The sequence below is a fragment of the Sphingomonas silueang genome, assembly GCF_040049155.1.
GTDB classification, from domain to species: Bacteria; Pseudomonadota; Alphaproteobacteria; order Sphingomonadales; family Sphingomonadaceae; genus Sphingomonas; species Sphingomonas silueang.
In genome coordinates this window covers 42,041-53,901 of record NZ_JBDZDK010000018.1, presented here as the reverse complement: position 1 = coordinate 53,901, position 11,861 = coordinate 42,041, and the positions used below count along the sequence as shown (strand labels likewise).

14 protein-coding genes and 1 tRNA gene are annotated in these 11,861 nt (G+C 69.3%); 7 read left to right on the top strand and 8 right to left on the bottom strand.

The window, feature by feature from the left end; genetic code table 11:
* The first annotated feature begins 148 nt into the window (after nucleotides 1-148).
* From ABLE43_RS15700 to ABLE43_RS15690, 3 genes are read left to right on the top strand one after another with little or no spacing between them, the layout of a single operon-like run.
* Nucleotides 149-700: a hypothetical protein gene (locus ABLE43_RS15700; protein ID WP_348979318.1), complete on the top strand. Its 552-nt coding sequence runs from the start codon at nucleotides 149-151 to the stop codon at nucleotides 698-700.
* A complete protein-coding gene (locus tag ABLE43_RS15695) occupies nucleotides 697-1,149 on the top strand; it encodes a hypothetical protein (protein ID WP_348979317.1) in 453 nt (150 codons plus the stop codon). Before ABLE43_RS15700 ends, ABLE43_RS15695 begins: the two co-directional genes overlap by 4 nt.
* Nucleotides 1,146-1,547: a hypothetical protein gene (locus ABLE43_RS15690; RefSeq protein WP_348979350.1), complete on the top strand. Its 402-nt coding sequence runs from the start codon at nucleotides 1,146-1,148 to the stop codon at nucleotides 1,545-1,547. Before ABLE43_RS15695 ends, ABLE43_RS15690 begins: the two co-directional genes overlap by 4 nt.
* On the opposite strand, the gene ABLE43_RS15685 is transcribed toward ABLE43_RS15690, so the two are convergent.
* The 6 genes from ABLE43_RS15685 to lepA form a co-directional block, all read right to left on the bottom strand.
* Nucleotides 1,534-2,235, bottom strand: coding sequence for a hypothetical protein (locus tag ABLE43_RS15685; protein ID WP_348979316.1), 702 nt, complete (start codon nucleotides 2,233-2,235; stop codon nucleotides 1,534-1,536). The two genes, ABLE43_RS15690 and ABLE43_RS15685, sit on opposite strands and share 14 nt — an antisense overlap.
* A 59-nt stretch (nucleotides 2,236-2,294) precedes the next feature.
* Nucleotides 2,295-2,915: an ATP-binding cassette domain-containing protein gene (locus ABLE43_RS15680; protein WP_348979315.1), complete on the bottom strand. Its 621-nt coding sequence runs from the start codon at nucleotides 2,913-2,915 to the stop codon at nucleotides 2,295-2,297.
* Entirely contained in the window at nucleotides 2,905-3,594 is a 690-nt protein-coding gene (gene modB, locus ABLE43_RS15675; RefSeq protein ID WP_348979314.1) for a molybdate ABC transporter permease subunit, read from the bottom strand. Before modB ends, ABLE43_RS15680 begins: the two co-directional genes overlap by 11 nt.
* A complete protein-coding gene (modA, locus tag ABLE43_RS15670) occupies nucleotides 3,594-4,358 on the bottom strand; it encodes a molybdate ABC transporter substrate-binding protein (protein ID WP_348979313.1) in 765 nt (254 codons plus the stop codon). The genes modB and modA overlap by 1 nt, the downstream gene beginning before the upstream one ends.
* A 95-nt stretch (nucleotides 4,359-4,453) precedes the next feature.
* Nucleotides 4,454-4,789, bottom strand: a complete 336-nt coding sequence (locus tag ABLE43_RS15665) for a phasin family protein (protein ID WP_348979312.1) — start codon at nucleotides 4,787-4,789, stop codon at nucleotides 4,454-4,456.
* A gap of 640 nt (nucleotides 4,790-5,429) precedes the next feature.
* Entirely contained in the window at nucleotides 5,430-7,238 is a 1,809-nt protein-coding gene (gene lepA, locus ABLE43_RS15660) for a translation elongation factor 4 (protein WP_348979349.1), read from the bottom strand.
* A gap of 231 nt (nucleotides 7,239-7,469) precedes the next feature.
* Here lepA and ABLE43_RS15655 point away from each other — a divergent pair.
* Nucleotides 7,470-7,546: transfer RNA gene (locus ABLE43_RS15655), tRNA-Pro, on the top strand.
* Nucleotides 7,547-7,847: 301 nt separating this feature from the next.
* On the opposite strand, the gene ABLE43_RS15650 is transcribed toward ABLE43_RS15655, so the two are convergent.
* Both ABLE43_RS15650 and thiS read right to left on the bottom strand, forming a co-directional pair.
* Nucleotides 7,848-8,030: a CsbD family protein gene (locus ABLE43_RS15650; protein ID WP_348979311.1), complete on the bottom strand. Its 183-nt coding sequence runs from the start codon at nucleotides 8,028-8,030 to the stop codon at nucleotides 7,848-7,850.
* A gap of 90 nt (nucleotides 8,031-8,120) precedes the next feature.
* Complete coding sequence (thiS, locus tag ABLE43_RS15645) at nucleotides 8,121-9,164, bottom strand: sulfur carrier protein ThiS (protein ID WP_348979310.1); 1,044 nt, start codon at nucleotides 9,162-9,164, stop codon at nucleotides 8,121-8,123.
* 111 nt (nucleotides 9,165-9,275) lie between these two features.
* On the opposite strand from thiS, the gene aroQ reads away from it, so the two are divergent.
* The 3 genes from aroQ to accC all read left to right on the top strand — a co-directional run bounded on the left by aroQ (nucleotide 9,276) and on the right by accC (nucleotide 11,787).
* A complete protein-coding gene (gene aroQ / locus ABLE43_RS15640; protein WP_348979309.1) occupies nucleotides 9,276-9,710 on the top strand; it encodes a type II 3-dehydroquinate dehydratase in 435 nt (144 codons plus the stop codon).
* Between the two features lie 45 nt (nucleotides 9,711-9,755).
* Nucleotides 9,756-10,277 (top strand): acetyl-CoA carboxylase biotin carboxyl carrier protein, encoded by a 522-nt coding sequence (accB, locus tag ABLE43_RS15635; protein WP_348979308.1) that lies wholly within the window; start codon nucleotides 9,756-9,758, stop codon nucleotides 10,275-10,277.
* Nucleotides 10,278-10,437: 160 nt separating this feature from the next.
* Nucleotides 10,438-11,787 carry an acetyl-CoA carboxylase biotin carboxylase subunit gene (gene accC, locus ABLE43_RS15630; RefSeq protein ID WP_348979307.1) on the top strand — a complete coding sequence of 450 codons (1,350 nt, stop codon included), beginning with the start codon at nucleotides 10,438-10,440 and terminating at the stop codon, nucleotides 11,785-11,787.
* The last annotated feature ends 74 nt before the right edge of the window (nucleotides 11,788-11,861 follow it).

Sequence of the window (11,861 nt, the reverse complement as noted above, 5' to 3'; positions counted from 1 at the left end):
CGGTATGTTCCGGCTTCCTTCCCCGCCCCCTGCGTTGACCGAACTCTGCGACACGGCGGTTGCGCTTCGGCGACGCGGCGATGGCGAAACGGCGACGGTTTCGTGACACGCTTGTCCAGCCGCGCGTCGGCACGTAGGGCCGCAGGCGATGGCCGCCGATCCCCGCCCCGCCAACGACTCCGCAGCCATCGGCCCCAGCCTGTTCGATCGCGCGGTCGGGGCGGCGCGCCCGCGCCCCGCACCCGATCCGGCACCAAATGGCGCCCCCCGCCGCCCGGCGGACCGGGCCGCGATCGCCACCGCGCTGCTGCTCGTCGCCGGGCCGCTCGCCACCTGGCTGCTCGCGACGCTGTGGACCGGCGAGGTCCGGCGCGAGACCGCCGCCCTCGCCGCCCGCGCCGCGCCGCGCATCGCCGCGCGCATGGCGGACGCCCGCGCCCGCGCGATGCTGGCGGCGACATGGGACCAGCCGACGCTCGGCACCACGGTGGAGACGATCGCCCGTGCGCTGCCGCCCGAAGCCGGCCTGCTGCGCGTCGAACGTCCGGCGGACGGCGCGCTCAGGCTCGAGGTCGCCACCCCCGATCCCGAGCGACTCGCCGCCGCGCTGCGCCGCGAAGGCGCGCTCGGGCACCTGCGCACCGCTGCACAGACCCCCGGCGACGGCGGGATGCGGGTGACGCTGGAGGAACCGCGTTGAACCGCGCATGGCCGGTCGCGGGCGGGATCGCCGCATTGGCGCTGCTGTGGCCCGCACTGGCGGCGGTCGATCGGCTGGGCGACGCCCGCGCCGCGCGTGCAGCCGCCGCCGCCGATCTCGCCGCCGCGCCTGCCGGGCCGGTCACGCTGCCCGCCGCCGCCTTCCCCGCCGATGACGCCGCCGACGCCCGCCGCCGACTCGCCGCGCAGATCCGCGCGCAGGCGGTGCAGGGCGGCGTGCTGATCGAATCGATCGCGGGCGACGGCGCGGTGCCGCCCGGCCTCGCCGCGCTGACGCTCACCGCCTCCGGCCCCGAAAAGGCGCTCATCGCCTTCGCCGACGCGCTCGAGCGCGGCGCCCGACCGGTCCGGTTCCGGGCATGGCGGCTCACCCCCACGCCCGGCGGCGTACGGCTGGATGCGCAGGCGGTCGCGCCGTGGCGCGGATGAACCGCCGCGTGCTGCCCCCGCTCGCGGCGCTGGGGATCGCGGTGGCGCTGCCGTCGTGGCTGCTCGCCCCGGCACGCCCCCTCGCGACACCGCCCGCACCGGATCGGCCACTCGCACCGCCCGCCGCGCCCGCCCCGCTGCGCGCCGCCTTCGCCCGGCCGCTGTTCGCCGCGCCCGCCGCCGCCGACCTGCCCGCCGATGCGCCGCAGCTGCTCGGCATCGTCGGACGGCTGAACCGCGACGCGGTGGCGCTGGTGCGGGGAGCGGGCGGCACCCGCACCCTCGCCCCCGGCGATTCGATCGACGGCTGGCAGTTGCGCGCCCTCGCGATTGATGCCGCCTATTTCACCCGCGGCGCGCAGAGCGTCCGCGTGCCCCTTTCCATCAGCGATAGCTGAGCCGGATGCGCGCCTCGTTGGTCAGGCTGCGATCCGACAGCGGCGCTTCATAGCTGGTCGCCTTCGCCGACAGCTTCAGCGCCCGCGTGCCGACCATCGCCGATGCCAGCGGCTGCTCGGCCCGGTAATAGAAGCCGAACCGTCGGCTGGCGCAGCCCCCGGCGAGATCGAACATCCCGATCAGCGGGAACGCCAGCAGCGACGCCTGCGCCTTGCCCATCGCCACCATCACCCGGCACTGCGCGCGCAGGTCGCCCAGCCGCCGGTCGGCCTCGCTCGTCCCCTGCGACAGCACGATCGGCCGCAGCGTGATCGGCCGCGCCGACGCCGGACCCTGCAAATACCATCTGCCCTCCGGAATCGCCGGAAAGGCGATGCGCCCGTCCGCCCCGATCGCGATCGGCAGCGTGCGCGTCCCGTCGGTCAGCGTCAGCGGCACCGCATCCCCGCGCAACCGCTGCCCCCCGCGCCACAACTCGAAGCGCAGCACGCCCGCAGGCGCATAGGCCGGACGGTCCCCGGCAAAGCGGCGCGCGGCGACGCGGAGTATCTTCGCATCGACCCGCATCGGCTTGCCCTGCGCCGTCACCACGATCTCGTCGGGCGCCTGCGCCTGCTCCTGCTCCTGCTCCTGCGCCGTCGCGGGCGCTGCCCATGCCGCCACCATCGCCAACGCCGTCCATCGCATGCTGCACACTCCCGATCGATACGGCATCGGAATGACCGTCGATCATGGCCGAACCATGGTCACATTCGGACGATGCGCGTCGCCAGCCGCTCCGCCTCACCCATGTCGTGCGTCACATACAGGATCGGCAGCGCCAGCGCGTCGCGCAGCCGCTCGATCGTCGCCATCACCTCCTCGCGCCGCGCACGGTCGAGCGAGGACAGCGGCTCGTCCATCAGCAGGAAGCGTGCGCCCGACAGCAGCGCCCGCCCGATCGCCACCCGCTTCGCCTCCCCGCCCGAAAGCGTCGCGGGCCAGCGGTCGAGCAACCGGCCCAGCCCCAGCAGCGCCACCATGTCGTCATAGCCGATCGGTGCGTCGCCGCGCCCCATGCCGTAGCGCAGGTTCGCCGCCACCCGCCGGTGCGGAAACAGCCGCGGCTCCTGGAACACATAGCCCGAACGCCGATCGGCCACGGGCACATCGATCCCCCTCGCCGCATCGAAGAGCGTGACTCCGCCGACCCGCACATGGCCCGCCGCGGGGCGCAGCAGCCCGGCAACCATGTTCAGCACGCTCGACTTGCCGACCCCCGACGGGCCGAACAGTACGGTCAGCCCGCTCGGGCACCCGTCGTCGGGCACCACCGCGCCGACCACCGCCTCGCCCAGCCGCACCGATACGTCGATGTCAAAGGACATGGATGCGCCGCCCGCCGCGCCGGACCAGCCATTCGGACGCGATCAGCGCGACCAGCGACAGCGCGACCGAACATGCCGCCAGCCGCACCACGCTGCCCTCGCCGCCCGGCACCTGCAACGCGCTGTAGATGGCGAGCGGCAGCGTCGCCGTCTCGCCCGGCACGTTGGAGACGAAGGTGATCGTCGCCCCGAACTCGCCCAGCGCCCGCGCGAAGCCCAGCACCATCCCCGCCAGCACGCCCGGCAGGCTGAGCGGCGCGGTGATGCTCCAGAACACCCGCGCCCGCGATGCGCCGAGCGTCCTGGCCACGCTCTCCAGCCGCGTATCGACCCCCTCGATCGACAGCCGGATCGCGCGCACCATCAGCGGCAGCGCCATCACCCCCGCCGCGATCGCCGCCCCGCTCCAGCGGAACAGCACGCTTACCCCGAACCAGTCGTCCAGCACCCGCCCGACCGGCCCGGCGGGCGCGAACGCCAGCAGCAGCAGCCAGCCGGTCACGACCGGCGGCAACACCAGCGGCAGGTGGACGATCGCATCCAGCACCACCCGTCCCGGAAACCGCCCGCGCGCCAGCACCCATGCGATCGCATAGGCGACCGGCAGCGTCGCGAGCATCGCCACGCCGCCGATCTTCAGCGACAGTACGACGATCCCCCATTCGGCGGCATCGGGCATCAGCGCGGGGTAAAGCCGTAGCGCAGGAAGATCGTCTTGCCCGCCCGGCTGGTCAGGAAGCGGCGGAACCCCTCGCCCTCCGGATTGCGCGACGCCTTCAGCCGGGCGATCGGATAGACGATCGGCGGGTGGCTGGCCGCCGGGAACACGCCCGCCACCTGCACCTTGGCCGATGCGCGCGCGTCGGTGGCATAGACCACGCCCAGCGGGGCCGCGCCGCGCTCGACCAGCGCCAGCGCCGCGCGGACATTCTCGGCCCGCACCACGCGCGGCGCGACCGCCGCCCACATCCGCAACCGCTCCAGCGCCGCCTTGCCATAGCGTCCGGCGGGCACCGCATCCGGGTCCGCCATCGCCAGCCGCCCGTCACGGCCCAGCGCGCGCAGCAGGTCGCCGCCGGGTCGCAGCGCCACGCGCACCGCCCGCCCGGCGGGTGCCACCAGCACCAGCCGGTTGCCGAGCAGCGTCGCGCGCGTGCCCGGCGCCAGCAGTCCGCGCTTGTCGAGGTCGTCCATCCATTCGAGGTCGGCGGACACGAACAGGTCCGCCGGTGCCCCCGCCGCCGCCTGCCGCGCCAGCGCCGAACTGGCGGCGAACGACAGCACGGGGCGGGGATGCCCGGCACGCGCCCAGGCATCGGCGGCGGCGTTCATCGATTCCTGAAGGCTGGCGGCGGCCAGCACCACCGGCGGGCGCGGCTGCGCCTGTACCGGCGAACCGAACCACGCCGTCACCAGCGCCAGCCACCCCAGAAACCGAACCATCTTGCCCCCCGACCGGATATGCCGCCGCACCATAGGCGGCGGCGACCGGTGGCGACAACGCACGGCTTGCGGTTTCGCTGCCGGAACGTGCGGCGTCAGCTCCCGCCGCGCATCGTGCCCAGCGCGTTGCGGCCGAACTCGGCGATCAGCTCGCCGACCTCGCGGGCCTGCGCCATCGATCGCGCGCCCTGCTCGCGAAGATATTCCGACTGGATGCGCATCACCTCGTTCAGGTCGTTGGCCTGCGCCGCCGCCCGCATGGCGCGGAACGCCTCCTGCGTATTGGCCTCCGCCTGGCTCAGGATGCGCAGGCCGAGCTGCGATCCCTGGTCCGCCATCGCGCTGCCCGCCGTCCGCATCCGCTCGCCCGCCGCGCGCATCGCGTCGGCCGTCTGTTCCATCGGCGAACCGCCGGTGCCGTCGTCAGCCATCTCGCTCTCCCATCCTATCCGTTTGAACGCGGATTTCGCTGTCCGGGGCGACGTTTGAAGATCGGGTTTGTTCCTTTCCCGCCCCGGCGAATCGGGGCGGGCGCCGGATCACGCCCCGGAGCGGCCCGCCGAATGGTAGATCGACGGCAGTAATACCAAAGATGGTTCCCCTGCCGCATCGCAGCATGAAACACATGGACGCACCCGGTACACGGCTGATCGCGGCGCAAATTCAATCGCAGCGGATCGCCGCCGCCGCGTCGCATCGCAACATCTAAGGGTGCAAACCCCGGTCATGCACCAAATCGATCACAGAGATTTGAAACTCCGGTTTGCAATCGTTGCGCAAATCGAACATTATGCCCGGGACAACGACAGATGGAGCAGAGGATGCACGCAAAATATTCGGGTCGCACCGCCCTTGCCACCATCGCGGGCATGACTGCGATGGGTTGGGCCGGGGTCGCACTGGCCGTCAGCCTGGTGATGCACGCCGTCGCCTGATTTTTAACCCTTCACGCAGAAACGGCTCCGGTGCATCCCCCGCACCGGAGCCGTTTTCCTTGGGTCGGGCCCGACCGCCGGTTCCGGCTGCGTCACCCCGGCAACGCGCCTCCGCCCGCGGCGCGTCCGCCCGGCCTCAGCTGTCGTCGCCCATGCGCAGCGCGGCGATGAACGCCTCCTGCGGGATGCTGACCGAACCGTATTCGCGCATCTTCGCCTTGCCCTTCTTCTGCTTGTCGAGCAGCTTGCGCTTGCGGCTGGCGTCGCCGCCATAGCATTTGGCGGTCACGTCCTTGCGCATCGCGCTGATCGTCTCGCGCGCGATCACCTTGCCGCCGATCGCCGCCTGGATCGGGATCTTGAACAGGTGGCGCGGGATCAGTTCCTTCAACCGCTCCACCATGCCGCGCCCGCGCACCTCGGCGGTGCCGCGGTGGACGATCATGCTCAGCGCATCGACCGGCTCCTCGTTGACGAGGATGCTCATCTTGACGAGGTCGCCCTCGCGATACCCGATCTGCTCGTAATCGAAGCTGGCATAGCCCTTCGACAGCGACTTCAGCCGGTCGTAGAAGTCGAACACCACCTCGTTGAGCGGCAGTTCATAGGTCGCCTGCGCCCGCCCGCTGACGTACGTCAGGTTCAGCTGGATGCCGCGCCGGTCCTGGCACAGCTTCAATATGCCGCCGAGATATTCGTCGGGGACATAGATCGTCGCCTTGATCCACGGCTCGCTGATCGTCTTGATCTTGTTGACGTCGGGCATATCGGCGGGATTGTGCAGGTCGATCTGCGTCACCCCCGCCGGATCGGGATGGGTCAACTCGATCTGATACACCACCGACGGCGCGGTCGTGATGAGGTCGAGGTCGTATTCGCGGGTCAGTCGCTCCTGGATGATCTCCAGATGCAGGAGGCCGAGGAACCCGCAGCGGAAACCGAACCCCAGCGCCGCCGAGCTTTCCATCTCGAAGGTGAAGCTGGCGTCGTTGAGCCTGAGCTTGCTGATCGATTCGCGCAGCTTGTCGAACTCGGCGGCATCGACCGGGAACAGGCCGCAGAACACCACCGACTGCACTTCCTTGAAGCCGGGCAGCGGCTCTGCGGTCGGGCGCCTCGCATCGGTGATCGTGTCGCCGACCATCGTCTGCGCCACTTCCTTGATCTGCGCGGTGATGAAGCCGATCTCGCCGGGGCCGAGGTCGGGGAGCTGCTCGATCTTCGGGCGGAACGCGCCGACGCGGTCGACCAGATGCGTCGTGTCGGCGTTCATGAACTTGATCTGCTGGCCCTTGCGGATCGATCCGTCGATCACCCGGATCAGGATGACGACGCCCAGATACGGGTCGTACCAGCTGTCGACCAGCATCGCCTTGAGCGGCGCATTGGCGTCGCCCTTGGGCGGCGGGATCTGCTCCACGATCGCATCAAGGATGTCGTCGATGCCGATTCCCGCCTTGGCCGACGCCAGCACCGCGTTCGACGTGTCGAGCCCGATCAGATCCTCGATCTCGGCCTTCACCTTCTCCGGCTCGGCGGCGGGCAGGTCGATCTTGTTGATGACCGGGATGATCTCATGGTCATGCTCGATCGACTGGTAGACATTGGCCAGCGTCTGCGCCTCGACGCCCTGCGCCGCATCGACCACCAGCAGCGCGCCCTCGCACGCCGCCAGCGACCGCGACACCTCATAGGCGAAGTCGACATGCCCCGGCGTGTCCATCAGGTTCAGGACATGGCCCTTCCATTCCAGCCGCACGGTCTGCGCCTTGATAGTGATGCCGCGCTCCTTCTCGATCTCCATATTGTCGAGCACCTGCGCCGACATCTCGCGCTCGGCGAGGCCGCCGGTGCGCTGGATCAGCCGGTCGGCGAGCGTCGACTTGCCATGGTCGATATGGGCGATGATCGAGAAATTACGCAGTTTGTCGAGCGGAGTGGCCACGGTCACACATTCGGTAAGGAGAGGGTCGAGCGGTCCCGTAGCAGTTTCCCGGCCAAAGCCAAACCGGCGTCTGTTCCACTTGCGTGGAAGCGGCACCGGCCCGCCCGGATCCCGCTTTCCCGGGTCAGATGCCGGCAACGCACAAAAGCCGCTTGCAGCGCCGCAAACGCCCCGCTATAGGCGCGCCTCCAAGCAACGGCATGGCCCCTTCGCGGCCCGCCGATACTCCGTCGGGGAGTAGCTCAGCCTGGTAGAGCACTGCCTTCGGGAGGCAGGGGCCGGAGGTTCGAATCCTCTCTCCCCGACCATTTGGACCGGCGCGAACTGCGCCTTGCCGGACCGGCATGATGCTGTGCAGCCCCCTTCAGGCGCATGGCGCGGCAGTCGAAACAACATTCATTAATGGGTTCGTCCTCTCCCCTCCCTGCCAGGGAAGGGAGCAATTTCATCCCCGCCTCTACCGAATGTGCGTCGATCTTTCGGCAAACGATTCCCCTATTCGTCGTGCGAACACACCCACCAGGGAAAAACGAAAAGAGCCGCCCCGTCACCGGAGCGGCCCTTCGTCATGCCATTCGCCCTACAGCGGCGATACGCGGCACGAACCCGTCAGATCTTGTCGCCCAGCGCGCCCTTGACGCTGCCCTTCACGTCCTGGCCGGTGCCCTTGGCCTGCTGCGCCTCGCCTTCCGCGACCAGCCGCTCGTTGTCGGTGGCGTTGCCCACGGCTTCCTTGACGTTGCCCGCGATCTTGTTGCCGGCGGCGGCGAGCTTGTCGGTGAATTCACCCATGATATGCTCCTGCGGTTTGGCGAGGTTTGCCCTCGCTGGATTGCGAAGACACAATCCGCAGCCACCGCCGCCGGTTCCATTAAACTTGATTCATATCAGGCCCGCCAGCGGGCTCGACGGATCGGCATAGCGCCGCCGCTGCATCCGTCCCGCCCGATAGCCCATGCGCCCCGCCTCGACCGCCGCCTTCATCGCGGCGGCCATCAGCACCGGGTCCTTCGCCTCGGCGATGGCGGTGTTCATCAGCACCCCGTCGCAGCCCAGCTCCATCGCCACCGCCGCGTCGGACGCCTGCCCGACGCCCGCATCGACCAGCACCGGCACCTTCGCCCCCTCGACGATCAGCCGGATCGTGACGAGGTTCTGGATGCCGAGGCCGGAGCCGATCGGCGCGCCCAGCGGCATGATCGCCACCGCCCCCGCATCCTCCAGCCGTTTCGCGGCGATCGGATCGTCGACGCAATACACCATCGGCTTGAAGCCCTCGTTGGCCAGCACCTCGGTCGCGCGCAGCGTCTCGACCATGTCGGGGTAGAGCGTCCGCGCCTCGCCCAGCACCTCCAGCTTCACCAGGTCCCAGCCGCCCGCCTCGCGCGCAAGGCGCAGCGTGCGGATCGCGCTCTCCGCATCGAAGCAACCCGCGGTATTGGGCAGGTAGGTGATCTTCTTCGGGTCGATATAGTCGGTCAGCATCGGCGCCTTGGGGTCCGACACGTTCACCCGCCGCACCGCCACGGTCACGATCTCCGCGCCCGAAGCCGCCACGGCGGCGGCGTTCTGCTCGAAATCCTTGTACTTGCCGGTGCCGACGATCAGCCGCGAACGGAACGTGCGCCCCGCCACGCTCCACGTATCGTCATGGTCGCCGCCGCCCCCCGCGACCGGATGGTCGCCGCCGCCCCCCGCGACCGGATGGTCGCCGCCGCCGACGAAGTGGACGATCTCCAGCTCGTCGCCGTCCTCCACCACCACGCTTGCCAGCGTCGATCGCGGCACGACCTCCAGATTGCGCTCGACCGCCACCTTTTCCGGCACCAGTCCGATCTGCGCGGCCAGTTCGCTGAGCGTGATCCCGCCGCGCACGCGCTTGTGCTCGCCGTTGACCGTGATGGTGATGGTGCCGTCGCTATGCATGTCGTCTCCTGCCGGGCCGCGCCAGTGTCTCGACTTGGGCCGCCCGCTCCGGGTATGGTGCGGTGCATATAGGGAAGCGTCCCACGCACCCGCAACCGAAAGCCTGTCCGCTTGCCTGCCACCGTCTATGTCCTGAACGGCCCGAACCTGAACCTGCTGGGCCTGCGCGAGCCGGAGATCTACGGGTCGGACACGCTCGACGATATCGCGGGCATGCTGGAGGATCGCGCCCGCGAACTGGACATGGTGATCGACATGCGCCAGTCGAACCACGAAGGCCATCTGGTCGACTGGCTGCACGAGGCGCAGGCGGAGGGCGCGAAGGCGGTGCTGCTCAACGCGGGCGGCTATACCCATACGTCGGTGGCGATCCATGACGCGATCAAGGCGGTGACGACCCCGGTGATCGAGGTGCATCTGTCGAACCCGCACCGGCGCGAGGACTTCCGCCACATCAGTTTCATCGGGCGCGCCGCGCGCGGCACCGTCGCCGGGTTCGGCGCGCTCTCCTATCTGGTCGCGCTTGAAGCGGCCGCCCGCATCTGACACAGGCGCGGTTTTTTCCGAGAATCCGACTTTAAAGGGGTAGGCATGGCAGACGACAATCAGGGCGAAGGGACGCCGTTCACCAGCCACGCGATGCGCGTCGACATCGATCTGGTCCGCGCGCTGGCGCAGGTGCTCGACGAAACCGACCTGACCGAGGTCGAGGTGGAGGACGGCGCGCGCAAGGTGCGCGTGGTGCGCAAGCCCGCACCGGTCGCCGCGCAGGGCTATGCCCCCGCCCCCGCCTATATGCCCGCCGCCGCCACGCCGCAGCTCGCCGCCCCCGCCGCGCCGACCACGATCGAGGCAGGCGCGGTGGCCCCGGCCAGCAGCGTGCCGCCGGTCACGTCGCCGATGGTCGGTACCGTCTATCTGGCCGCCAATCCGGAGGCCAAGCCGTTCGTCGCGGTCGGGCAGAAGGTCGCGGCGGGCGACACCTTGGTCATCATCGAGGCGATGAAGGTCATGAACCCGATCGTCGCGCCCGCCGCGGGCACCGTCACCCAGATACTGGTATCGAACGGCCAGCCGGTCGAGTTCGACCAGCCGCTGGTCGTGGTGGAATAATCCACGCCTTTCCGACGCGCTCCGTTCGTCCTGAGTAGCCATTGAGCGAAGTCGAAATGGCGTATCGAAGGACAGGTGCTTCGATACGGGTCTTCGCCTTCGCTCAGCCCCTACTCAGCACGAACGGTTTGGCGTGAATGCGTCGTACAGGAACAGACATATGCCCGAAATCAAGAAACTGCTGATCGCCAACCGGGGCGAGATCGCGCTGCGCATCCACCGCGCCTGCCACGAAATGGGGATTCGCACGGTCGCGGTCCATTCGACCGCGGACGCCGATGCGATGCACGTGCGGCTGGCGGACGAGGCGATCTGCATCGGCCCGCCGTCGGCGACCGACAGCTACCTCAACATCCCCAACATCATCTCGGCGGCGGAGATCAGCGGCGCGGACGCGATCCATCCGGGCTATGGCTTCCTGTCGGAGAACGCCAAGTTCGCCGAGATCGTCGAGCTGCACAACATCATCTTCGTCGGCCCCAAACCCGAACATATCCGGGTGATGGGCGACAAGGTGGAGGCGAAGCGCACCGCGGGTGCGCTCGGCCTGCCGCTCGTCCCCGGCTCCGACGGCCCGATCACCGACGTCGCCGAAGCGAAGAAGATCGCCGCCGACATCGGCTATCCGGTCATCATCAAGGCGGCGTCGGGCGGCGGCGGGCGCGGCATGAAGGTGTGTACGTCCGAGGACCAGCTCGAAACGCTGATGCAGCAGGCCGGGTCGGAGGCGAAGGCGGCGTTCGGCGACGCGACCGTCTATATGGAGAAATATCTCGGCAACCCGCGCCACATCGAATTCCAGGTGTTCGGTGACGGCAACGGCCATGCGATCCATCTGGGCGAGCGTGACTGCTCGCTCCAGCGCCGCCACCAGAAGGTGCTGGAGGAGGCCCCCTCCCCGGTCCTGTCGGAGGCCGAGCGCAACCGCATGGGCGCGGTCTGTGCCAAGGCGATGGCGGACATGGGCTATCGCGGGGCAGGCACGATCGAGTTCCTGTGGGAAAACGGCGAGTTCTATTTCATCGAGATGAACACCCGGCTGCAGGTCGAGCATCCCGTGACCGAGATGATCACCGGCATCGATCTGGTGCGCGAACAGATTCGCGTGGCGGAGGGGCACGGCCTCACCTGCACGCAGGACCAGATCCGCTTCCACGGCCATGCGATCGAATGCCGCATCAATGCCGAGGACCCGCGCACCTTCGCCCCCTCGCCCGGCACGGTGAAGCATTTCCACGCGCCCGGCGGCATGCACGTCCGCGTCGACAGCGGGCTGTACGCGGGATACCGGGTGCCGCCCTATTACGACAGCATGATCGCCAAGCTGATCGTCTACGGCACCACCCGCGAACGCTGCCTGATGCGCCTGCGCCGCGCGCTGGAGGAATTCGTGATCGAGGGGATGAAGACCACCATCCCGCTCCACCAGTCGCTGCTCGACGATCCGCAGTTCCAGACCGGGGACTATACGATCAAGTGGCTGGAGGAATGGCTGGCCAACAACGACTGACCGTCCCGATCCTCCCCGCTCCGCGGGGAGGGGGACGTAGCGGCGATCAGCGACTTGCCGGGGGCAAGTCGCAG

What these genes read in the sequence shown, in the direction of transcription:
- modA (WP_348979313.1), bottom strand. Translation starts at nt 4,358, where the DNA reads ATGGTTCGGTTTCTGGGGTGGCTGGCGCTGGTGACGGCGTGGTTCGGT.
- thiS (WP_348979310.1), bottom strand. Translation starts at nt 9,164, where the DNA reads ATGCATAGCGACGGCACCATCACCATCACGGTCAACGGCGAGCACAAG.
- ABLE43_RS15690 (WP_348979350.1), top strand. Translation starts at nt 1,146, where the DNA reads ATGAACCGCCGCGTGCTGCCCCCGCTCGCGGCGCTGGGGATCGCGGTG.
- ABLE43_RS15680 (WP_348979315.1), bottom strand. Translation starts at nt 2,915, where the DNA reads ATGTCCTTTGACATCGACGTATCGGTGCGGCTGGGCGAGGCGGTGGTC.
- ABLE43_RS15700 (WP_348979318.1), top strand. Translation starts at nt 149, where the DNA reads ATGGCCGCCGATCCCCGCCCCGCCAACGACTCCGCAGCCATCGGCCCC.
- accB (WP_348979308.1), top strand. Translation starts at nt 9,756, where the DNA reads ATGGCAGACGACAATCAGGGCGAAGGGACGCCGTTCACCAGCCACGCG.
- modB (WP_348979314.1), bottom strand. Translation starts at nt 3,594, where the DNA reads ATGCCCGATGCCGCCGAATGGGGGATCGTCGTACTGTCGCTGAAGATC.
- ABLE43_RS15650 (WP_348979311.1), bottom strand. Translation starts at nt 8,030, where the DNA reads ATGGGTGAATTCACCGACAAGCTCGCCGCCGCCGGCAACAAGATCGCG.
- ABLE43_RS15685 (WP_348979316.1), bottom strand. Translation starts at nt 2,235, where the DNA reads ATGCGATGGACGGCGTTGGCGATGGTGGCGGCATGGGCAGCGCCCGCG.
- accC (WP_348979307.1), top strand. Translation starts at nt 10,438, where the DNA reads ATGCCCGAAATCAAGAAACTGCTGATCGCCAACCGGGGCGAGATCGCG.
- ABLE43_RS15665 (WP_348979312.1), bottom strand. Translation starts at nt 4,789, where the DNA reads ATGGCTGACGACGGCACCGGCGGTTCGCCGATGGAACAGACGGCCGAC.